Below are 21856 nucleotides of genomic sequence, written 5' to 3'. Positions count from 1 at the left end.
GCTATGGATCCGATCGACACACAGAATAGAGAATTCATGATTGACAACAGCGTGATGCCGTTCCAGCGGTCCGCGGCTCAGACACTTGGGGATCTGCTGCAGTGTGGGTTGTCAGTGCGTCCTGATGCGCCCGCCGTCGTGGATCTTGATCGTGCCGTCAGTTTCCGCACGTTGCACGACATGTCCGTGGCGATCGCGCATGAAATGTCCTCGGGCTACCACGTCCGGTTTGGCGAGCGGGTCGTCGTGCTGGCGGAGAAGTCCGCGACCATTGTTGCCGTCGCGCTCGCCTGCTGGCGGCTCGGCGCGATTTATGTGCCGGTGGATCCGGGCAATCCGCCGAATCGCATCGACACGATTCTGGATTCCATCCAACCTGCGCTGGTGGTCTCCACTGAGTCCCGCCTCGCGGCGGCAGCGGCGTCGGTCGCGCCATATCCCCAACTCTCGTACGAACGGTGCGGATCGCTACCCTCCCGGACCGGGGGCGATCCGGAGCGCGCCGTGCCGCAGAACGCGGCTGCGCTGATCATTCACACATCCGGATCGACGGGCACGCCAAAAGGCGTGGTTCTGTCGCATGCCAGTGTCATCGAGTATTTCCGCAATCACAACGAGTTTCTGGCATTCGGACCGGCGAGTGTCGGCATGAACAACGGCCCCTTCTATTTTGATGTTTCCGTTCAGGACACATTCCTCCCGCTGTATTTCGGGGCGTCGGTCGTTTTCCATCGCGGATTGTGGGTCAGCGCGGTCATCCTCTCCCTGATTCTAAAGTACCGGGTGACGCACTTCATCGCCGTTTCTTCGATACTTGAGTTGATTTCGAAAGATCAGGACAGGTTGCGGTCGCTGGCCGATTCGAACCTCAAAGTGGTGGTGACGGGCGGCGAGGTATGCGCCCCCCGCCTGCTCAATCGGTGGCTGGCAACGGTGGACGGCTTGCGCGTGCTGTACGGATATGGTCCGACCGAAGTCAATTCGCTGTGTACCACCTTCGTCATCACTGAGCCGGAACCGGAGCGGGTCAAGCTGTTCCCGATCGGCAAACCTTTCCGGGGGCACAAGGCGCTACTGCTGGACCACGATCGCGCGGTCGTCGATATCGACGATGTGGTCGGCACTCTGGCGATCAGCGGTCCGCAGTTGATGCTGGGCTACTGGAAAGATCCGCTGCTGACCTCGAGCGTGATCTTCGAGCACGTGGGCGAACGCTACTACGTCACCGGCGATCGGTGCCATCGGGATCCGGACGGAAATTACCATTTCGACGGCCGAATGGATTCCGAAGTCAAGATTCGCGGCCGACGAATCAACCTCAACGAAATCCGCAATGCGCTGACGGCTTGCGAGGACGTATCTCATGCGGTGGTGGTCACCGCGGAGGTCGAGGGCGAAACAAGGATAGTGGCCGGCGTCACGATAACCGATACCGACGACACGATCGAAGAAAGACTGCTTACCTGGCTTGGCTTGCGCGTGCCGGACTACATGGTGCCCTGGTACATAGGGATATTTGCCACCGCGGTGCGAACAGCAACCGACAAGATCGACGAAAGGCAGATAAAGACGCGACTACTCGAACGGATCGCCGTCCATCCGCATGGTCGCTATTTTCGTGTGGCCGGCTGACCCGGCGTGCCGGGTTCTTCACATTCAATTGGAAAGGAGTTTTTCATGGATCGGCAGTCATTGGTCGATGCGGTACTCGACGTCATTCGCGAGAGCGTGGCGCCTGGGACGAGGATTGCAGAGGATAGCGGATCGATGGCGCTGCTCGACCTGGGTGTCGACTCGATGCGATTGATCTCGATCATCGTGGCATTGGAAAGCAGGATCGGACTCGACTTCGACAAAGTCGTAGGGATGAACCCGCCACGCACGGTCAACGATCTGCTGGAACTCGCCGCCAAAGGGTGTGAAGACGGATCGATCGCAACAGGAGGTCTATTGTGATTGATTGTCTGATCATCGGGCAGAGCGATGCGGATTTCGACAAGCATGTCCGTATGCTGAAGTTTTCATTCGGCGCCGATTCCGGCGTGTACCAGGACCTGGATTTTGCTTTCGTGACCTATAAAGGGCAGCACTACCGGGCACTCGAGTTCATCAATCTGGTGAACCGGGAGAGGATCGAACATCCGTTGAGCAATATGGACTTCCTGTGGCCGACCATCGCGGTATTGGGCTCCTTTCTGCACAAGCACGGATTGACGTTCGACTACGTAAATCGTTATGCGTACGAGAAGGAATTGCTGCAGGATAAATTGGCGCAGAACCGCTTTAGAGTTATCGCGATCACCACCACGCTCTACGTGACGGATGCGCCTATCAAGGAGATCATCAGTTTTATAAGGCGTTGCGGCTCCGATGCCTTGATCATCGTCGGCGGCCCGCATGTCAAGAACCGGTTGGCGGAGGTCGATTTCACGTTAGTCGACAAGGAGTTTCATGGTGTCGGTGCTGACCTGTTCGTCAATAGCGCCGAAGGGCAGATGACGCTGGTCAACACGATCAGGTGTCTGCGAGACGGCGGCGCGCTTGCCGGTGTCAAAAATCTTATCTGGCGAAAGGATCTTCGCCCATCCGTGCCGGCGCAGCGAGACGATTCACTGCAGACGAAGCCTCGTGGAACCGGCGTCGTTATTCCGATCAGCGGAGAGGAGACAGGTTGGATCGGTGAACACTTTGTTTTCAATCCGGTCCTCGTCGAAGACAATCCTCTCGAGGAGAATCCGGTCGACTTCAGTCTCTTCCGCAGGGAGGACATGGGCGAGTTCTATTCGCTGGCCACGGCAAAGTCCTGTCCGTTTGCCTGTGCATTCTGCTGCTTCCCGACTCGCGCGGGAGAATACCGGTACATCGATGTGCCGCACGTCGAGCAGTACCTCGACAACGTGAGGAGTCTGGGGATTAAGACATTGACGCTTCTCGACGATACGTTCAATGTACCCAAGACCCGATTCAAGGAAATCTTGCGGATGATGATCCGCAACAACTATGGGCTCCGATGGAATTCCTTTTACCGCAGCGATCAGGGAGACCAGGAGACGATTGAGTTGATGGCTGAATCGGGCTGCGAGGGCGTGTTCCTTGGCATAGAGAGCGCTAGCGACGAGATGCTGAAAAAGATGAACAAGACTTCTCGCAAGAAGCACTACCAGACTGCGGTGCCGCTGCTGAAGAAGCACGGCATTCATACGCACGCGAATTTCATCATCGGCTTTCCCGGGGAAACGGAGGCGACTGTCAAGGAAACGCTCGATTTCCTTGAGGAGTATCAGCCTGACACATACAAGGGGCAGCTCTGGTATGCCGACAACAAATCTCCGATCTGGAAGCGCAAAGACGAACTCAACATCAAGGGTATCGGTTTTCGCTGGTCGCACGAGACGATGAATTCCGATGAGGCCGCACGCTGGCTCGACTACGTGTTCGCCAATGTAAAAGGATCGGTCTTCCTGCCTGAGGACGGTTGCGGTCTGTGGAGCGTGTTCTACCTGCAGCGCCATGGCATGAGCAAGGCTCAGGTACATGAGTTCCTGCAGGCTTTCGAGGCGGGTATCCGGCTTAAGCGGCAGGATCCGTCCCGGCAGGAACTGCCGGATTTTTTGGTCAGGAGATTGTTCGAAGCCGGAACGATCCCGGGCTCCGGCCCGGTGAATACGAAGCGGATGAGCACGTATGCCGGCTGAGACGCCACTGCTGAAAGGCAAATCGTTCGATTACGACCGCGATTTATATGACCGGCAGTTCATGAGTTGCCTGTTTCGGCACGCCGTCGTCTGGTTCGGCAAGATGGGGCTGCCCGCGGATCTGCTCTTCTACGACGCGCTCGCGTCGTCGGACGCGGTCATGCAGCAGATGGTCGTCGACAAGTTACCGAAGTTCGCTTTTCGCTGCGATTCGTTTTCCGACGCCGATTTCGATTTGATCGGGGTGAAAGAAATAGGGGTGCTCGCGGATACGTTCGTTGAGGTGAGGCCGCTGATCGTCAAACAGATCGAAAGCGGGAAAGCCGTGTTGCTGGAAGGGAATGTTTTCTACTTCCCTCATTGCCCGGAGTACCGCAATGCGCACGCGCAGCACGTGGTAGTCATCGATCACATCATGCCTGACGGTAGTTGGCACATCGTCGACGATGATCCCGCGAGCGTACTTTGCGAGTATGTTTATGAGGATGCCGTCGTTGCGCGGTTCTTTGAAAATAGCGTCAATCGGAAGTTGAGATACTACGAGTTGGACCCATCCCGGCCGCTGGGTGAGGTCGTGTCGTTGATCGACGACCGGTTTGAGGCGTTCGTCAGAGGGCACCGCGATACGTTTACCTTCTACGATGCGGTCAGGGATATTCTCCGCAATCCCTACGACTCGAACGTGAACAAGCATCGGCTGCTGCACGATTGTTTTTCCATCCTCGCCGGCTCACGCAAATGTTTTGCCCGATATCTGCAGATAAGTCACTGGCCTGATTCGCTCGTGATCGGGGCGATGCGCTGTTCGAAGGAGGCGTCGGTACTCAAGAGCGTGATGGCGCGAGCGATGATGACGGGTGCGCTAAGGTTCGATGGGCTGGTGGACCGCTGTCTCCTGTTGAAGCAACTGGAGAGCGACTTGTACGGTTCATTGGTGGCGGGACTGCGCAAGTAATGTTCGGATGCAGCTTGATAGCCTATGGCGTGATGTTGCCGGAAGTTGTCGACGTGGCCACTGTGTGGAAGGGCGCCGCCTTCGCGCGCGACCCGTGGCGCTATTCGGCTGGCGGAATTGGACCGGCCCGTGAAGGTCATGATCGGCGGCGTGACCGGCTGGCTCGACGAGGGCTTTGAGCTAACGGTCGTCGAACCCGCCTGACGGTATCGCAGGTTCCGGCGCGTGACTTCGGCCGCGCGGTAGCGACGAATCGACGCGTCAGCGGTCCGCGGTTTCGGCGCGCGAAGCCGCGAGGAAATTCGCTGGCCGCTAGCTGTCAATTCCCCGTGCCCCACGGCCAAAGTGTGCCTGTTTGCTGCCGGCAAAGCTTGCCAGAATGAGCCTTCATCTCAACGAAGAGCGCCTTCCCGGCGCGGCCAAAACTTTCAATATGAAGCTGCCGATCCACCACATTGACGCCTTCACCAGCGAGGTGTTCAAGGGCAACTACGCCGCGGTCGTTCCGCTCGATAGCTGGCTGCCGGTGCCCCTGATGCAGGCCATTGCGTCGGAAAACAACCTTTCCGAAACGGCCTTCCTCACCCCCAACGCTAACGGCGGATTCGACATCCGATGGTTCTCGCCGATCACGGAGATTGCTTTTTGCGGACATGCGACGCTCGCGAGCGCGTTCGTGCTGTTCAAGCGCTTCCCGGAGCGCGAGCAGATCGAATTGCACGCAGCGGCCCTTGGCGCTTTCACCGTGCGCCGTGCTCCGCGAGACCTGATCGAAATGGATTTTCCGCAGCGCGGAGTTGAACCGGTCACGGCGATCCCCGACGAACTCGTGCGTGGTCTTTCCATTCGGCCCACGGAGGTTTTCGTCACCCAGCAGGCCTTCATCGCGCTCTACGACACGGAGCGTGACGTCCGCGCTGTGGTGCCCGATCTCGAACTGATCGCGCAACTCGCGCCGCGCGACGTCGCGGTCACCGCGCGCGGCGATCAGCACGATTTCGTCTCGCGCTATTTCTGGCCGGCAAACGGCGGGGAAGAAGATCCGGTGACCGGTTCAATTCACGCCGCGCTCGCGCCGCTGTGGTCGGATCGCCTTGGCAAGACGAAGCTGGTCGCGCTGCAGGCGTCGCAACGCACCGGGGTCTTGCATTGCGAGGTGGATGGCGAGCGGGTTCGCGTGTCCGGCCATGCAGTGCAGTATCTCGAAGGCACTATCGAGGTCCCCGGCGTGTGATCGCCTCGCAAATATCGCGGTTGCGTCGCGCTGGCTTACGAGCGGCTCTGCACCTTCGAATACGGCTGCGTGACCGAGCTGTTCGCGCTCGAACGTCCCGAACTCGAGGTGGACTGGTATCGCTTCGCCGTCTGCGCTATTGAACCCGGTCCGATTCGTGCGGCCGCGGCATCACCGTTGCCGCGCCCTACACGCCCAGGCTGCTGGCGCACGCGACACCATCGTCATTCCCGGTTAGCGCGATGAGTCCGCGCACCTTGCAGCGCAGTTCCACGATGCTACCGGCATGGCGCCTTACGCGTGGCTGGTGCGCGAGCGCGTGGCGATTGCCCGCGAGCTGCTCGAAGCGGCTGGACCGCTGCTGATGCCGCTGGTCGCGGCGCTGGCCGGATTCGGTTCCGAGGAATCGTTGCACCGGCATTTCCGGCGGATCGCGCTGACGAGCCCGGGCGCGTATCGCAAGAAGTTCGGCAGGTCCGGCTTGAGCACGGATTAGCACAAACCCGTGCCGCGCGAGACTATCCGCAACGGGTTCGCACAATCGCCGTTTTTCTGTCAGCATCACGGCCAGCGTCTGTGTTGATCGCAGTGTCAACGTACTGCATGTGCCACGCATAGATCTCAGCGAAGCAGATTCTCGAAACGCGTTGTTCGAACAGCGTCATGGCCACCGTCCCGCCACTTCCAATGAACGTCAAAACTGTCTTCGCCACTGCTGTCGTCGTCACCTGGGGTGCGTGCGCCGCGCTCGCGTCCGGCTACGTCGCGGCTCAGACGCCGCGCGGCGACTCGCGCGCCGAACTGTATCGCCGCAACCTGCTGTCGGGTAAAGACGTGCCGTGCCGGACCAACGCGTCCTGCGCGGCGCTGGGTGTCGTCGCGCTCGATGCGGGCCGCATCAAGGAAGCGCAAACCCTGGTCGCGATGGAAGGTGCGCTCGCCGAGGCCACCGCGATGCAGGCCGAAGAAGAGAACTCGCCGAAAGCCAGCAGTTCGGCACGCGCCCGCATTGCCATGGCGTATGTGCATCAGGGCGACGTGCAACTGAAGCTGGGCGAGCTGCCCGACGCGCGCGCCTCTTACCGCACCGCGGTGAGCCGCGGCGACGACTATCCCGGCGATGCGCTGCTGGGCCGCGCGGTGGCGGCCGCGCGCGAACGCCTCGAAGCGATCGCCGATAAAGCGGTCGTGCACGGCGTGCCGCCGCAAGGCGCGCGCTTTATCCACTACGTGACCTTCGACGCGTGGAACAGCATTGCGCTGAAGCCGGTGAAAGGGCGCCACGGCGTGTATCGGATCGATGGCGACTTCGTGCATCCGAGCGTCAGCGAAGACGGCCAACCGAGCGCGAGCACCGGCAATCTGTCGGCCTACGTGCGCTTCTACGACGGCGTGGCGCGCGTGCCGGTGAGCGAGGCCGGCGGCGATGCGCCGCTGGAGGCCACCGCGAAGATCGCCAACCTCGCGCCCTACGACAAACACAACGACAGGCGCGACGACAAATGCCTGCTCGAGTTCAGGCTCTCCGCGCCGGAAACGCTCGACGTGCTCACGCATGGTTCGGTGCTGGAGTGCGGATTCGGCGTCAACGTGAGCGCCGACGGCCGCTACTATCTGGCGACCGGTTCCTGAGCGGCGGCGCGCGCCGCTCCATTCCGCGCGCGTATCTTCCACGCGGGCGCGGCGGCGCTTATCATGCAGCGGTGGCACAGGTTTTGTAGCTGTCAGAAGGCGTTCCCCGATCAACCGCTCAGAGAAAAACGCTCGCCCATGCAGAACATCCTCGACTATCCCGCGCTCGTGTTTATCGTGTCTTTTGTCATCATGTGGTTGGCGGCGCGCATCGGCGCGGCGCTGCTGAGGCGCTTCAGAAGAATCGAGGACGACGCCCGCGAAGACTTCAGCGTGATTCAGGCCGCTACGCTCACGCTGCTGGCGTTGATCATCGGCTTTACGTTTTCGATGGCGGTGGGGCGCTACGACCAGCGCAAGAACTACGAGGAAGAAGAGGCGAACGCGATCGGCACCGAATACGTCCGTGCCGATCTGCTGCCCGCCGCCGACGCGGCCACCGTGCGTGGCTTGCTGAAAGCTTATCTCGACGAGCGCGTGCTGTACTACACCACGCGCGACAGCCAGGAACTCGCCAAGGTCAACCGCGAGACCGAGCGCCTGCAGAACGCCATGTGGGCCACCGTGAAGAACGCCGCCGTTGCGCAACCCACGCCGATCGCCGCGCTGACCGTCTCTGGGATGAACGACGTGCTGAACACTCAGGGCTACACCCAGGCCGCGTGGTGGAACCGCATACCGTATGCCGCGTGGGCGCTGATGACCCTGATGGCAGTGTGCGCGAACGTGCTGGTCGGCTACGGCGCGCGCGCGCTGAAAGCGGGCGCCGGCTTGCTGCTGATCGTGCCGCTGGTGGTGTCGTTGTCGTTCACGCTGATCGCGGATATCGACAGTCCGCGCGGCGGCGTGATTCGCGTGAAGCCTCTCAATCTTCATGCGCTCGCGGATTCGTTCCGGGCGCCTTGAACGCGCCCCGAAGCGGCGGTGTCGAGCCGCTTCGGGGCGCACCGTACTGTATTCGAGAGGAATGTGATGTCCGATATCGTCAAGACCATGACCCGGTTCAACGCCGGTCGCGATCCCGAACGGCTCGCCATGAAATACCAGGCCATGCGCAGTTCGCCGTTCGTGTTTCTGCGCGGCACCTGTCATCTGTTCTACGCGGGTTTGCCGCGTGACAAGATCCTCGACGAAGCGCCGCCGGTCTGGATTTGTGGCGATATGCATCTGGAAAATTTCGGCAGCTACAAGGGCGATAACCGCCTGATCTACTTCGACAACAACGACTTCGACGAAGCCTGCCTCGCGCCGAATCTCTACGAACTGGCGCGGCTGCTGACGAGCGTGCTGGTCGGCGCCGCCGACCTCAAGCTGAGCCGCGCGCAGGCGCTCGCGCTCTGCCATACCGCGCTCGATTCGTACGGCGCGGCGCTCGCATTCGGCAAGGCGCGCTGGATCGAAGCGGAGACCTCGGTCGGGATGGTGCGCGATCTGTTCGACGCGCTGGCAAGCCGCCCGCGCGCCGCGTTTCTGGACCGGCGCAGTGTGCTGAAGGGCAAGACCCGCGTGCTGAAAGTGGACGGCAAGAAGGCGTTGCCGGTCAGCGATCAACAGCGCGCGGCGGTCACGGAGTTCATGAACAAGTTCGCGGCAAGCCAGCCCAATCCTGACTTCTATCGCATTCTCGACGTCGCGCGGCGCATTGCCGGCACCGGCAGTCTCGGCGTGGATCGTTACGTGATGCTGGTGGAAGGCAAAGGCTCGCCGGACAGCAACTTCCTGATCGATCTGAAAGAAGCACTGCCGTCTTCGGTCATGCCGCATGTGCATACGCCGCAGCCCACGTGGCAGAGCGAGGCGCAACGCGTCGTCGAAGTGCAGCGGCGCAATCAGGCGGTCTCGCAGGCGTTCCTGCACGCGGTCGATTTCAATCAGCGTTCCTACGTGTTGCGCAGTTTGCAGCCGTCGGAGGATCGCGTGGCCCTCAGCGATTGGAACGGCAAGCTGCCGCGGCTCGAAGAGGTGATCAACAGCATGGCCCAACTGAGCGCGTGGGCCCATCTTCGCAGCGGCGGCCGGCAACACTCGTCGATTGCGGACGAGCTGATCGCGTTCGGCCATCGCAAGGACTGGCAGTTGCCGTTGATCGAACTGGCAACGCAGTGCGAGACCCAGGTCGCCGACGACTGGAAAGCGTATTGCGAAGCCTACGACCGCGGCGAGTTCAAACTGCCTGCGGCCCATTGAGGTTCGCGCGCGCTACCGTGCATGACACGCGGCGCGCTTGATTCGCTTGATTCACCTCACTCGCGCGCTGCCTCGCTTCACGCAATCTTGCCAAATGCATGGCGCATGACAGCGCCGTGCATGCCAGCCTCGCTCCAGACAAACCCTGATTGCTGCGCGGATTGCCCCGCTGATATCGTTCGCTGGACTGTTGTGGAAGCGCTTCCACTCACGCGCCGGCTTCACCGGCGCCGTGCCTTCCGCCGTACCCGGTTCAATGACCTCAGCGCAGGAGAATCCGTGGCAAACGACGCATCCGCTGTATCCGACGCACGCTCCCCCCAATCGCTCACCGATCCGTTCACGCCGCCCGCCGACTCGTCGCTGTGGCGCAAAAACTTTCTGCTCGGCGCGGCCACCGCGTCATATCAGATCGAAGGCGCCGTGGATGAAGACGGCCGCCTGCCGTCGATCTGGGACACCTTCTCGGCCACGCCCGGCAAGGTGCTCGCCGGCGACACCGGCGCGGTGGCCTGCGATCACTATCATCGCTGGCAAGAGGACGTGGACATGCTGGCGGGGCTCGGCCTCGAAGGCTATCGGCTGTCGATCGCGTGGCCGCGCGTGATGGGCGCGTCCGGCGTGCCGAATCGCAAAGGGCTCGACTTTTACAAGCGCTTGCTGGCGCGCCTGAAAGAGAAGGGCATCACGACCTTCGTCACGCTGTATCACTGGGATCTGCCGCAGCACCTGGAAGATCGCGGCGGCTGGCTGAATCGCGATACCGCGTACCGTTTCGCCGACTACACCGACCTGATGAGCCGCGAACTGGCCGGCAGCGTCGACGCCTGGGCCACGCTCAACGAGCCCTGGTGTTCCGCGTATCTCGGCTACGGCAATGGTCATCACGCGCCGGGTCTTGCCGATGGGCGCTTCGCGACGCAAGCCATGCATCATCTGCTGCTCGCGCATGGTCTCGCGATACCGGTGTTGCGCGCCAACGATCCGGCCTCGCAGAAAGGGATTGTCGCCAACATGGGGCGCGGCACGGCGAATAGCGACAGCGCCGCCGACCAGCGCGCCGCGCATCTGTTCGAAGTTCAGCACAACGCGTGGATTCTCGATCCGCTGCTCAAGGGCGCGTATCCGCGCGATCTGTTCGAGTTGTGGCCGGGCACGGAACCGCTAGTGCTGGACGGCGACCTGCAGACGATTGCCGCGCCGCTCGATTTTCTCGGCGTCAACTATTACTTCCGCACGAACCTGGCGAGCGACGGCGCGCACGGTTTCAAGGAAGTGCCGCCGGAAGGCGTGGAGCGCACGCAGATGGGCTGGGAGGTGCATCCGGATGGCTTGCGCGATCTGCTGACCGGCTTCAGGAAAACGTATGCGAACCTGCCGTCGATCTACATCACGGAAAACGGCATGGCGTCGGACGACAAAGTGACAGACGGCCACGTGGACGACACGCAGCGCATTGCGTTTCTCAAGCGCCATCTCGCCGCGGTCGATCAGGCGATCAAGGCGGGTGTCGACGTGCGCGGGTATTTTCTCTGGTCGCTGATGGATAACTTCGAGTGGGCGTTCGGTTACGAGCGGCGCTTTGGGGTCGTGCATGTGGACTACGCTACGCAGAAACGCACCATCAAACGCAGTGCGGAGCTGGTGGCGAAATTCCTGCGGGAGCGGAAGTTACTCGCATAAAGCACGCACATAAAGCACGTACATAAAGCACGAACATAAAGCACGCGTATAAAAGCAGTAAAGCTGGTTTGCATGTCGACTTGAAACACGGGCGCCAGGCCTGGCGCAACTATGTGGCATGGGATCGGTGTCAACGCTTTGCCCAGGCGGCGAAAAGCGCTGACGCCGACCGACAGGAGACGGAATGAACAGCAAAAAAATGGCCTTGCGAGGCATCGTGGCAGCATTGGCGTTGTATGGCGTCGTCGCGCAGGCGGATCCCTTGAAGGCCAACGTGATTCACTGGTGGACCTCGGGCGGCGAGTCGGCCGCGATTCGCCAGTTCGCCGATGCGTATAACAAAGCCGGCGGCCAATGGGTCGACAACGCGGTAGCGGGCGCCGATCAGGCGCGCTCCACGGCGATCAACCGGATTATCGGCGGCGATCCCCCCACCGCCGCGCAGTTCAATACCTCCAAGCAGTTTCACGACCTGATCGATCAGGGCCTGCTGAACAATGTCGACGACGTCGCCGCGAAGGAAAACTGGAACGGCGTGTTCCCGCCGTCGATCATCGACAGCATCAAGGTGAACGGGCACTACTACGCCGCGCCCGTCGACATTCACATGCCCGCCTGGTTCTTCTATTCGAAGCCGGCGTTCCAGAAGGCCGGCATTGCCGCCGAGCCGAAAAACTACGACGAATTCCTCGCCGATCTCGGCAAGCTGAAGACCGCGGGTGTGATTCCGCTCGCGCTAGGCGGCCAGCCGTGGCAGGAAAAAATCACCTTCGACGCCGTATTCGCCGACGTAGGCGGCCCCGACCTCTATCTGAAGGTGTATCGCGATCGCGACCAGAACGCGGTGAAGTCCGACGCGTTCAGGAAGGTGCTCGCCTCGTTCAAGCGCCTGCACGATTTCGTCGACGCCGGTTCGCCGGGCCGCAACTGGAACGACGCGACCGCGCTGGTGATTTCCGGCAAGGCGGGCGTGCAGATCATGGGCGACTGGGCCAAGGGCGAATTCTCGGCGGCTAAACAGGTCGCGGGTAAGGACTTCGGCTGCTTCCCGGGCTTTGGTCCGCATTCGCCGTATCTGGTCGCGGGCGACGTGTTCGTGTTCCCGAAGACGGATAATCCGACCACGATCAAGGCGCAGAACCTGCTCGCCACGGTGATGACCTCGCCGGCCGCGCAAGTCGCGTTCAGCGCGAAGAAAGGCTCGATTCCGATTCGTCCCGACGTGGACGTGAGCAGTCTCGACATCTGCGCGAAGGAGGGCATGGCGATCATGAAGGACAAGTCGCGTCAGTTGCCGAATCCGGAAATGCTGCTGTCGCCCGACACGCAGGGCGCGTTGATCGACGTCATCACCAACTTCTGGAACAAGAACCAGTCGGTGGATGACGCGCAGAAGGCCTTTGCCAGCGCGTTGAAGAGCTAGGGGGGCGCAGCATGCACGCGCTCAAGGTGCCCGCCACCGGGTCGAAGTCCGCTGCGCCGTTGCGCAATGCGCCACGCAAAGGGTCACGTAAAGGACCGCACGGCAAGCCGCTGAAAAAGCGCTTTCCGTTCGCGGCCTGGCTGGCGTTGCTGCCGATGGTCCTGACCGTCGTGTTCGCGTATCTCGGCACGATGGTCTGGACCGCGCGTGTGTCGCTCAGCAATTCGCGCACGTTTCCTTCCGGCGACTTCGCGGGCCTCTCGCAATACACGCGGCTGTTCAACAACGACCGCTGGTTGCTGTCGCTGCAGAACATCGTGATCTACGGCGCGTGCTTTATCGTTGCGTGCATGGTGATCGGTTTGCTGCTGGCGATCTTCATCGATCAGCGCGTGGTCGCGGAAGGTGCGTTGCGGACGATCTTTCTCTATCCGTACGCGATGTCGTTCGTCGCGACCGGCCTCGTCTGGCAGTGGATTCTGAATCCGGAGCTCGGCGCGCAGGCCGTGTTGCACAAGCTCGGCTTCGCGCATGCGCGCTTCGACTGGATCGTCGATCAGGACTGGGTGATCTACACGATCGTGATCGCGACCGTGTGGCAGGCCTCGGGGCTGGTGATGGCGTTATTGCTCGCCGGCTTGCGCGGGATCGACGAGGAACTGTGGAAAGCCGCGCGCATCGACGGTATTCCGCGTTGGCGCGTGTATGCGAGCATCGTGGTGCCGATGCTCGGGCCGTCGATGTCCACCGCCTTCGTGCTGCTGTTCGTGATGGTCGTGAAGCTCTACGACGCCGTGGTCGCGATGACGCAGGGCGGTCCCGGCACCGCCAGCGAAGTGCCGGCCAAGTTCATCATGGACTATCTGTTCGGACGCGCCAATATCGGCCTCGCGTCGGCGGCTTCCATCGTGTTGCTGGCCACCGTGCTAGCGATTCTCGCGCCGTTCTTCTATGCCCGCAGCCGCGCCGCGTTGCGCAAGGAGGCGTGATGAACACGCTCAGTTCTCCGCTGAAAAACGGCACGCCGGGCCGCGTACGCCCGCGTCGCCGACGTGCCGCATTCACACCGGCGCGCCTTGGCGTCTACGCGTTTCTGCTGACGGCCGCGCTGTTTTTCCTGCTGCCTTTGTATGTGATGCTCGTGACGTCGGTCAAGCCGATGAGCGAGATCCGTCTCGGCAATCTGCTGGCGTTTCCCGCGCATTTCACATTGAGCGCCTGGAGCGCCGCGTGGCAATCCGCCTGCACCGGACTCGACTGCAACGGCATTCAGGTCGGCTTCTGGAACTCGGTGCGGATTGTCGTGCCGAGCACGGTCTTGTCGATCGCGATCGGCGCGGTGAACGGCTACGCGTTGTCGTTCTGGCGGCCGCGCGGCGCCGGGTTGCTGTTCGGCGTGCTGCTGATGGGCGCGTTCATTCCGGTGCAGGTGATGGTCTATCCGCTCGTGCGGGTGCTGGCGAGCGTGCATCTGTTCAGTTCGTTGCCGGGCATCGTGGTGATTCATACGATCTTCGGCATGCCGGTCATGACGCTGCTGTTCCGCAACTACTACACGTCGATTCCGCAGGAACTGTTCAAGGCCGCGCGCATCGACGGCGGCGGCTTCTGGCGCATCTTCACGCAACTCATGCTGCCCATGTCCACGCCGATCATCGTGGTGGCGGTCATCATGCAGGTAACGGGCATCTGGAACGACTTCATTCTTGGGCTGGTGTTCGCCGGCACCAAAAATCTGCCGATGACCGTGCAACTGAACAACATCATCAACACGACAACCGGCGAGCGGCTTTATAACGTCAATATGGCGGCGACCATTCTGACTTCCATGGTGCCGCTGGCGGTGTATTTCGTTTCGGGCCGCTGGTTTGTGCGCGGCATTGCATCCGGCGCGGTGAAGGGGTAGACGGGTATGGCAAATCTTGCGAATACGGTTGATATGGCGGACGCTACTGGCATCACCGACGCAACAGGCACGGCGGACCGGGTCGACGCGGCGGGTCTCGCGAATCCGGCCAACGTGGCGGTGCGTAATCTCACCATCCGCCTCGGCGCGAACACCGTAATCGAAAATCTCGATCTCGACGTGCGTGCCGGCGAGTTCGTGGTGTTGCTCGGCCCCTCGGGCTGCGGCAAATCCACGTTGCTGCACAGCATTGCCGGACTGATCGACGTGAGCGACGGCAGCATCGAAATTGCCGGTGAAGACATGACGTGGGCCGATCCGAAAGATCGCCGCATCGCGCTGGTGTTTCAGTCGTACGCGCTGTATCCGACCATGAGCGTGGAGCGTAATCTGTCGTTCGCGTTGCGCATCAACGGTACGCCGAAGGCGGAAATTGCACGGCGCGTGGCGCGCGCGTCCGACATGCTGCAACTCGGCCCGCTGCTCAAGCGCAAACCGGCGCAGCTGTCGGGCGGCCAACGGCAGCGCGTGGCGATCGGCCGCGCGATCGTGCGCGAGGCGGACGTGTTTCTGTTCGACGAACCGCTGTCGAATCTCGACGCCAAATTGCGCACCGAACTGCGCCGCGAACTCAAGCAGTTGCACCAGCGCCTGGGCGCGACGATGATCTACGTGACGCACGATCAGGTCGAGGCGATGACGCTCGCCACCCGCATGGCGGTGATGCGCGGCGGCGTGATCCAGCAGTTCGGCACGCCCGCCGAAGTCTATGCGCGGCCCGACAATCTGTTCGTCGCGACCTTCCTGGGTTCGCCCGCGATGAACCTGCTCAAGGGCACGCTGGAGACGCGCGACGGCGCGGTCTACTTCTGCACGCCGCAATGGCGGCTCGAGGTGTCGGCGTATCCGTTCAAACACGCACCCGCGCAAGCGTTGCCCTGCGTGCTCGGCGTGCGGGCCGAAGACGTCAAGGTCGGCGCAGGCCTGAGCGAGCGTGCAAAAGTTTCGCTGGTGGAGCCGATGGGCAACCACCGCGTCATTTGGCTCGACTATCATGGCGTACAGATCGCTTCGATCGATCAGACGAAGACACCGGTGGCGCTCGCGGACACGGTCGCGTTTTCGTTCGATAGCGAACAGGTCTCGCTGTTCGACGAAGCGGGGGGCGAACGGTTATAGCGCGATTGGCGACGCTAACGGCGCTCTCGAATACAACAGGGATAAAACGAGGCTTGACGGAGATCCGCGTGGCTACACTCAAAGATGTCGCGGCACTCGCCGGCGTGGGCATGTCGACCGCGTCGCGCGCCATTTCCGGCAAAGGGCCGATCTCGGCCGATGCGGCCGCCCGCGTGAATGCGGCCATCGAAACACTGAACTTCCGCCCGTCGTCGATCGGGCGCGCCATGGCCACGCAGTCGCTCGGCATGGTCGGCATTTTCGTGCCGACTTTCTTCGGCTCGTACTACGGCACGATTCTCAAACAGACCGATACCGAACTACGCGCGGTGCGCCGTCACGTGGTGGTGGCGACCGGCTGCGGGGAAGTGTCGCCGCGCGAGCAGGCCATGGAAGCGGTGCGCTTTCTGATCGGCCGCGATTGCGACGGCGTGGTGGTGATCAGTCACGATCTGCACGACGAAGACCTGATCATGCTGCACAAGATGCATCCGAAAATGGTGTTTCTGAATCGCGCGTTCGATCAGTTGCCGGAGGCGTCGTTTTGCGCTGATCACCGGCGCGGCGGCGAGTTGGCGGCACGCACGCTGCTCGATCACGGGCACCGCGATATCGCGGTGATTTCGGGGCCGTTCAGCGCGTCGGACAACCAGATCCGGCTCGGGGGTTTCTTCGCCGAACTGGCGCGTGAAGGCATCGCGCAAGACGATGTCACGCTGATCGAATCGGACTTCTCGCCGGAGGGCGGTTACGCCGCCACGCGCAAGCTGCTCGACACGACGCGGCGCTTCACGGGGCTGTTCTGCGCGAACGACACCATGGCGGTGAGCGCGCTCGCGTACCTGCACGAGGCCGGGGTTGCGGTGCCGGAGGAAGTGTCGGTGATTGGGTACGACGACGATTACTCGGCCGCTTATGCGTCGCCCGGGCTGACGTCAGTGCATATTCCGACCGCGGAGTTGACGCAGAACGCGGTACGGTGGTTGCTCAACGAGTGCTACCGGACTACGTGGGAAGTGTTCCGCGAGTTTCCGGTGAGCGTAACGATGCGCAAGTCGGTGGGGCCGGCGCCGGGTGTGGCTCAGGTGCCGCTGCGCAACGACTGTTCGTGACGCTGACGCGCTTCTTCGTCGAGCCGCGTGTCTTCGAGTTCCTGCAGCACCGCTTCCAGATCGATCGGCGTGGTGTCGAGTTCGACGCGGCCGGTCAATTCACTCTCCACATGTAACGCACCCGCTTCGTAAAGCGCCCAGATTTCCTTGCCGTAACTGGCCTCGAGCAAGGCCGGTGCGAACTGCCCGAAATACGTGGCGAGGTTATTCACGTCGCGTTCCAGCATGGCGGGTGCTTCGAGATTGCCGGCGGCGTTCACCGCTTGCGGCAGGTCGATGATGACCGGGCCGTCGGCGGCCAGCAGGATGTTGTATTCGGACAGGTCGCCGTGAATCATGCCGGCGCACAGCATGCGCACCACTTCCCGAACCAGCACGGCGTGCAGTTCGATTGCGCGTGCTTCGCTCATGTCCACGTCGTTCAGACGCGGCGCAACGTTGCCGTCGGCGTCGGTGACCAATTCCATCAGCAATACGCCGTCGGTGCAGATAAACGGCTGCGGCACGCGCACGCCCGCGTTGGCGAGCTGGAACAGCGCGTCGACTTCGGCGTTCTGCCATGCCTGTTCCTGCACCTCGCGGCCGTAGCGGCTGCCTTTTTCCATGGCGCGCTGTTCGCGGCTGTTCTTGACCTTGCGGCCTTCGCGATACGACGCGGCCTGGCGGAAACTGCGCTGTTTGGCGTCTTTATAGACCTTCGCGCAGCGGATGGAGTCGCCGCTGCGCACCACGTAGACGGTGGCTTCCTTGCCGCTCATCAACTGCGAGATGACTTCGTCGATCAGGCCTTCTTCGACCAGCGGCAGCAGACGTTTCGGTGTTTTCATGCGGCGGCCTTGGAGCGGAAGGCGGCGCGGCGGCCGTGTGCGGCCGGTTGGGAGAGGGTATCGAGCGAAATTCGGATCATGCCGGATTATAAAGGGTTAGGCGGTCCATACCGGAACGCGCGCGCCAATGCGCCGGGTTTCGCTGGTTTTCGCCGGTTTTCGCCGGCAAATGTGGCTGAGCCGACGTCGCATCAGACCTGAAAGACACTTTCCATCCGCTGGATTTCGGGCCGCGACAGATTGAGCGCGGCGGCCTCGTCCCGCCATGTTGCGACGGCATCCCGCACCTCGCCGACGATCTGCCGCGCCTGGGCCGCGTCGACGCGATAGAACCCGGCTGTGTCGATCACGGCGTCGAGATCGGGCAGCGCGCTCATCGAGTCCAGCGTCAACGCATGTTCGCGCTTGCTCGGGTTCGGATTCATGTCGAAGGCGGGCGACAGACGCCAGCCCGACGCTTCACGAATAAAGCCGTGATTGCGCAGATGATCGTCGCGATTGCCCACCACGACGTTGAAGACGACGCGTTTGAAGAGCTGCGCGAGATCGCTGTCGATATGGCCTTGCGCGCCATTGTTCGCCAGATATTCGGCGAGGTCCAGATAGCTTGCGTCCGAATCGCCGTCCTGCCGTTCAAGCAAGGTCATGGCCGACGCAACCATACGCCGGCGGCTGTCGTGCCGGTCGAATCGTTCGACGCAGAAGGTGCCGTAACGCGCGCCCACGTATTTGAGCTCGGACGCGGGCACCCAGATACCCGCTTTGCTTGCCAGCCGATGAACGAGGTATTCCCACGCGCCAATGTCATAGCGGTCCTCTTTCGCCGGGAATTTGGCGATCCACAGGTCATTGCCGAGGCTGGTGAAATTGGCTTTGGGACGCGCGCCGCCCAGCGACGTGCCGGGCGCGATCAGCATGGCCAGCCATTGCTCGTATTCCGGCATTTTTTCGATGTCGGCCTCTTCGATGCGAAGGCTGATATACGCGAGGGTCGCGAGATCGGTGACGGGCGGCGCGGCCTCGGCGCTGTTGTCGAGAAAATCGCCGGCGGTGTTCTGAAACCGCAGCGCGCCGACTCTCGTCAGGTCGTGAACGCCGAGCAGGAAATCGATTTCCTGCAATTGACGCATGGGCCGGTCTTCCCGATCCGCGGCGGCGGCTTCGCGACGCTCCATCAACACGCGGCCCCAGCGGTCCGGCGCCGAGTCCATGAAGATGCCGAACGCCACGGCTTTCGCGGGCGGGTATTGCTCGTCGGTCCACAACTCGAGGCGCGGGTCGAGCATGAAGGCGTGGCGTCCGTCCACCCAGTTCTGCTCGTAGGCAAACGAAGCGGGCAAGTCGGACCGCGTGGTCTGGCGATACAGCGTGCCGACCTGCTGCAGGCTGCCGACCGTGACGTCGTCGAGGAACACCTTGAAGGTGTCGCGAGGTTTATTGCTGGCCATCGGTTTTCCGGGCGGGTTTTCCGGCCGGCCGCGCGGCCTTGGTGCGAGCGACGCCAAGCGCGTTCGCACGCGGCTTGCGTTGACCCGCCAGCTTGAGGTCCTGCAGCTTCCGGCCGAGTGCGTCGTCGCGGGCGACGACGTCCATGTCCTTGTCGAGTCCCAGGACCCGCAGCGCTCGCATATAGGTGCCGAGCGCGATGCCAGAATCGCCTTTCTCGAGACGGTGCAGCGTATCGCGCGAAATGCCGAGCCGTTCGGCGAACAGCGTAGCGGGCAGTTCGCGGCGCAGGCGGGCCAGTTTCAGGCGTTCGCCGAGCGCGCGTATCTGCTTCTCGACGGACGGAAAGGGGCGCTGAAGGGTGCGGGACATGTCCGATAGATTAGTCAAATAGATTAAATATGTCAAAAGTATCGGACAAATATCTATTTTTTCAATGTCTTGGGCGTCGTGATAGCGCTGTTTCTTGGAGATAGCGTCCGATATTTCAGGCAAAAATGGCATCTGTGTCTGAAGTATCGGACGTTTTGATGTATCAAAGGTACTCGAAAAGTGTGCCGTCGCCGTAACGACGCCGCAACCACCTGCAACAGTGTTTTGCTGTTTCCCCTCCTGCGGTTTGTTTTTGCTTCGCTTAAACTCGCCGGTAACAAATTGTTACGGGGTCCGAGATGTTGACCGCATTCTTCATTGCCTGTCCGCTTTGGATCGTCGTGCTGTTCAATTTCGCGCGTCATGTCGATCCAGCCACGGGCCACTTCAAGCGTTAAATCCAGAAACCGGATAGCCCGGGTCTTGCCTTTGTGTGCCGAAACGCGGCACGATGCGCGATTACCATCAAGAATGGGGCAGCATCGCGTATGCGAGATTTTCTGGCGGGTATGACGGCGCGCATGAGCGTGTTGAAGGGCGTCCTTCCGTTGACGCGCGGCAGCGCCGCGCGTGATGCGCTGGCCGGCGTGCAACTCGCGTCGATGGATATTCCGCAAGTCCTGGGCTACGCGCGTATCGCCGGCATGCCGGCCGTGGCAGGGCTCTACACCGTTTTCCTGCCGTTGCTCGCCTTTGCGTTTTTCGGTGCCTCCCGGCACCTCGTGGTCGCCGCCGATTCCGCGACCGCCACCATCTTCGCAAGCCGGCTCTCCACCATGGCGCCGCCGTCGAGCGTCGAATACGCGTCGCTCGCCGCGATGGTCGCGTTGCTGACCGCCGGGTTGCTGCTCGTCGCGCGTATTTTCAAACTGGGTTTTCTGGCCGACTTCCTGTCGCGCACCGTGCTGGTCGGTTTTCTCGCGGGCGTCGGCGTGCAGGTCGGCATTGCCATGCTCGGCGACATGTTCGGCGTGCCCGGCCATGCGGCGAGCAGCGTTGCGCAAGTGGCGCTGGTGGTGCGCGAAGCGGCGCAGATCCATCTGCCGACGGCAGGTATTTCGCTGCTGGTGGTCGTCGTCATTCTCGCGTGCAAACGCTTTTTGCCGCGTGCGCCGGTGCCGCTGTTCGCCGTCGTGGCGGGCATTGCCGCCAGCGATATCTACGGCTTCGTGGCGCACGGCATCTCCGTGCTCGGGCCGGTGGCGGGCGGACTGCCGCCGCTGCGCATGCCTTCCGTGACGTGGCAGCAGATGCTCGATCTGTTGCCGGTCGCAGCCTCCTGTTTCGTGATGATCGTCGCGCAGAGCGCCGCCGCGAGCCGTGTGTTCGCGGAGCGTTATCACGAACCCGTGGATACCAACGCCGACCTGCTGGGCATCGCCGCGGCCAACGCGGCGGCGGCGTTCACCGGCGCCTTCGTGGTCAACGGCAGCCCGACGCAAACGGCCATGGGCGATCGCGCGGGCACGCGCAGCCAGTTCGCGCAGGTCGTGTTCGCGGCGGTGGTGGTGGTTGTGCTGCTGTTTTTCAGCCGCTTTTTGCAGTATCTGCCGCATTGCATTCTCGCCAGCATCGTCTTCACGATCGCCGTCGGGCTGATCAATGTGCAGGCGCTGTTTTCGATTCGCCGCGAAAGTCCGGGCGAATTCACGCTGGCCGTGTTTACCGCGCTGGCGGTCGTGCTGATCGGTGTCGAGCACGGCATTCTGGTGGCCGTGGCGCTCTCGCTGCTGCGCCACGTGCGCCACAGTTACCGTCCTCACACGATGATTCTCGCGCCCGGCGACGACGGCGTCTGGGTGCCGGTGCCTGCCGCGCCCGGCATGCAGACCGCGCCGGGGTTGATCGTCTATCGCTTCGGCGCCGACCTGTTCTACGCGAACGATCACTTTTTCGTCGACGATTCGCGCCGTTTGATCGATCACGCGCCGAGCAAGGTGCGCTGGTTCGTCGTCGACGCGAGTGCGATTACCGACCTCGACTATTCGGCGGCGCGTTCGGTGGGGGAGTTGTGCGAGGCGTTGAAGGCGAGCGGCATCGAAGTGATCTTCGCCCGCGTGAATCGCTATCTGCGCGCGGACATGGACCGGCATGGGATCACGCCGGTGATCGACACGAGCTGCATTTTCAGCACCTTGCATGAGGCGCTGCGCTCGGCCGGCGTGGAGAAGCCGGACGTGCACGTCAAGGAAGCCACCTAGCCGC

Annotated in this window: 18 protein-coding genes and 2 pseudogenes; 17 read left to right on the top strand and 3 right to left on the bottom strand. The window is 62.1% G+C overall.

What is annotated here, in order from left to right; genetic code table 11:
- Positions 1-3 precede the first annotated feature (3 nt).
- From HWY05_RS19890 to HWY05_RS19820, 16 genes and pseudogenes are all read left to right on the top strand, one after another.
- The gene (locus HWY05_RS19890; RefSeq protein WP_176059323.1) at positions 4-1632 is read left to right on the top strand and encodes an AMP-binding protein; all 1629 of its coding nucleotides are present in this window, start codon (positions 4-6) and stop codon (positions 1630-1632) included.
- 45 nt (positions 1633-1677) lie between these two features.
- Entirely contained in the window at positions 1678-1956 is a 279-nt protein-coding gene (locus HWY05_RS19885; protein WP_176059322.1) for a phosphopantetheine-binding protein, read from the top strand.
- Positions 1953-3695, top strand: a complete 1743-nt coding sequence (locus HWY05_RS19880; RefSeq protein WP_176059321.1) for a radical SAM protein — start codon at positions 1953-1955, stop codon at positions 3693-3695. The genes HWY05_RS19885 and HWY05_RS19880 overlap by 4 nt, the downstream gene beginning before the upstream one ends.
- On the top strand, positions 3685-4650 hold the full coding sequence (locus HWY05_RS19875) for a hypothetical protein (protein WP_176059320.1): 966 nt from the start codon (positions 3685-3687) through the stop codon (positions 4648-4650). The genes HWY05_RS19880 and HWY05_RS19875 overlap by 11 nt, the downstream gene beginning before the upstream one ends.
- 81 nt (positions 4651-4731) lie before the next feature.
- A pseudogene (locus HWY05_RS38365) lies at positions 4732-4854 on the top strand (rhodanese-like domain-containing protein); the annotation flags it as partial.
- A 175-nt stretch (positions 4855-5029) separates the two neighbouring features.
- Positions 5030-5884: a PhzF family phenazine biosynthesis protein gene (locus tag HWY05_RS19870; protein ID WP_244146652.1), complete on the top strand. Its 855-nt coding sequence runs from the start codon at positions 5030-5032 to the stop codon at positions 5882-5884.
- 30 nt (positions 5885-5914) lie between these two features.
- A pseudogene (locus tag HWY05_RS19865) lies at positions 5915-6380 on the top strand (helix-turn-helix domain-containing protein).
- A 191-nt stretch (positions 6381-6571) separates the two neighbouring features.
- A complete protein-coding gene (locus HWY05_RS19860; RefSeq protein WP_176059319.1) occupies positions 6572-7516 on the top strand; it encodes a hypothetical protein in 945 nt (314 codons plus the stop codon).
- Between the two features lie 138 nt (positions 7517-7654).
- The gene (locus tag HWY05_RS19855) at positions 7655-8422 is read left to right on the top strand and encodes a hypothetical protein (protein WP_035556108.1); all 768 of its coding nucleotides are present in this window, start codon (positions 7655-7657) and stop codon (positions 8420-8422) included.
- Positions 8423-8488: 66 nt separating this feature from the next.
- Positions 8489-9703, top strand: a complete 1215-nt coding sequence (locus HWY05_RS19850; protein WP_176059318.1) for a DUF2252 domain-containing protein — start codon at positions 8489-8491, stop codon at positions 9701-9703.
- Positions 9704-9982: 279 nt separating this feature from the next.
- Entirely contained in the window at positions 9983-11386 is a 1404-nt protein-coding gene (locus tag HWY05_RS19845; RefSeq protein WP_176059317.1) for a GH1 family beta-glucosidase, read from the top strand.
- Between the two features lie 184 nt (positions 11387-11570).
- Positions 11571-12809, top strand: a complete 1239-nt coding sequence (locus HWY05_RS19840) for an ABC transporter substrate-binding protein (protein WP_176059316.1) — start codon at positions 11571-11573, stop codon at positions 12807-12809.
- An 11-nt stretch (positions 12810-12820) separates the two neighbouring features.
- Positions 12821-13798: a sugar ABC transporter permease gene (locus HWY05_RS19835; RefSeq protein WP_176059315.1), complete on the top strand. Its 978-nt coding sequence runs from the start codon at positions 12821-12823 to the stop codon at positions 13796-13798.
- Positions 13798-14715: a carbohydrate ABC transporter permease gene (locus tag HWY05_RS19830; RefSeq protein ID WP_035556119.1), complete on the top strand. Its 918-nt coding sequence runs from the start codon at positions 13798-13800 to the stop codon at positions 14713-14715. Before HWY05_RS19835 ends, HWY05_RS19830 begins: the two co-directional genes overlap by 1 nt.
- A 6-nt stretch (positions 14716-14721) precedes the next feature.
- Complete coding sequence (locus HWY05_RS19825; RefSeq protein WP_176059314.1) at positions 14722-15894, top strand: ABC transporter ATP-binding protein; 1173 nt, start codon at positions 14722-14724, stop codon at positions 15892-15894.
- Between the two features lie 68 nt (positions 15895-15962).
- Positions 15963-17006 (top strand): substrate-binding domain-containing protein, encoded by a 1044-nt coding sequence (locus tag HWY05_RS19820; RefSeq protein WP_035562928.1) that lies wholly within the window; start codon positions 15963-15965, stop codon positions 17004-17006.
- Here HWY05_RS19820 and HWY05_RS19815 read toward each other — a convergent pair.
- The 3 genes from HWY05_RS19815 to HWY05_RS19805 form a co-directional block, all read right to left on the bottom strand.
- The gene (locus HWY05_RS19815) at positions 16976-17833 is read right to left on the bottom strand and encodes a PA4780 family RIO1-like protein kinase (RefSeq protein WP_035556123.1); all 858 of its coding nucleotides are present in this window, start codon (positions 17831-17833) and stop codon (positions 16976-16978) included. The two genes, HWY05_RS19820 and HWY05_RS19815, sit on opposite strands and share 31 nt — an antisense overlap.
- A gap of 191 nt (positions 17834-18024) precedes the next feature.
- On the bottom strand, positions 18025-19281 hold the full coding sequence (locus tag HWY05_RS19810) for a HipA domain-containing protein (RefSeq protein WP_035556124.1): 1257 nt from the start codon (positions 19279-19281) through the stop codon (positions 18025-18027).
- Positions 19268-19783 (bottom strand): helix-turn-helix transcriptional regulator, encoded by a 516-nt coding sequence (locus HWY05_RS19805; protein ID WP_244146651.1) that lies wholly within the window; start codon positions 19781-19783, stop codon positions 19268-19270. The genes HWY05_RS19810 and HWY05_RS19805 overlap by 14 nt, the downstream gene beginning before the upstream one ends.
- 356 nt (positions 19784-20139) lie before the next feature.
- Between HWY05_RS19805 and HWY05_RS19800 the strand changes: the two genes are divergently transcribed.
- Complete coding sequence (locus tag HWY05_RS19800; RefSeq protein ID WP_176059313.1) at positions 20140-21852, top strand: SulP family inorganic anion transporter; 1713 nt, start codon at positions 20140-20142, stop codon at positions 21850-21852.
- Positions 21853-21856 lie beyond the last annotated feature (4 nt).

The organism is Paraburkholderia sp. BCC1876, assembly GCF_902833695.1.
Classification (GTDB): Bacteria; Pseudomonadota; Gammaproteobacteria; order Burkholderiales; family Burkholderiaceae; genus Paraburkholderia.
Note: the sequence above shows the minus strand (reverse complement) of the source record. Positions and strands in the feature narration are given on the sequence as shown.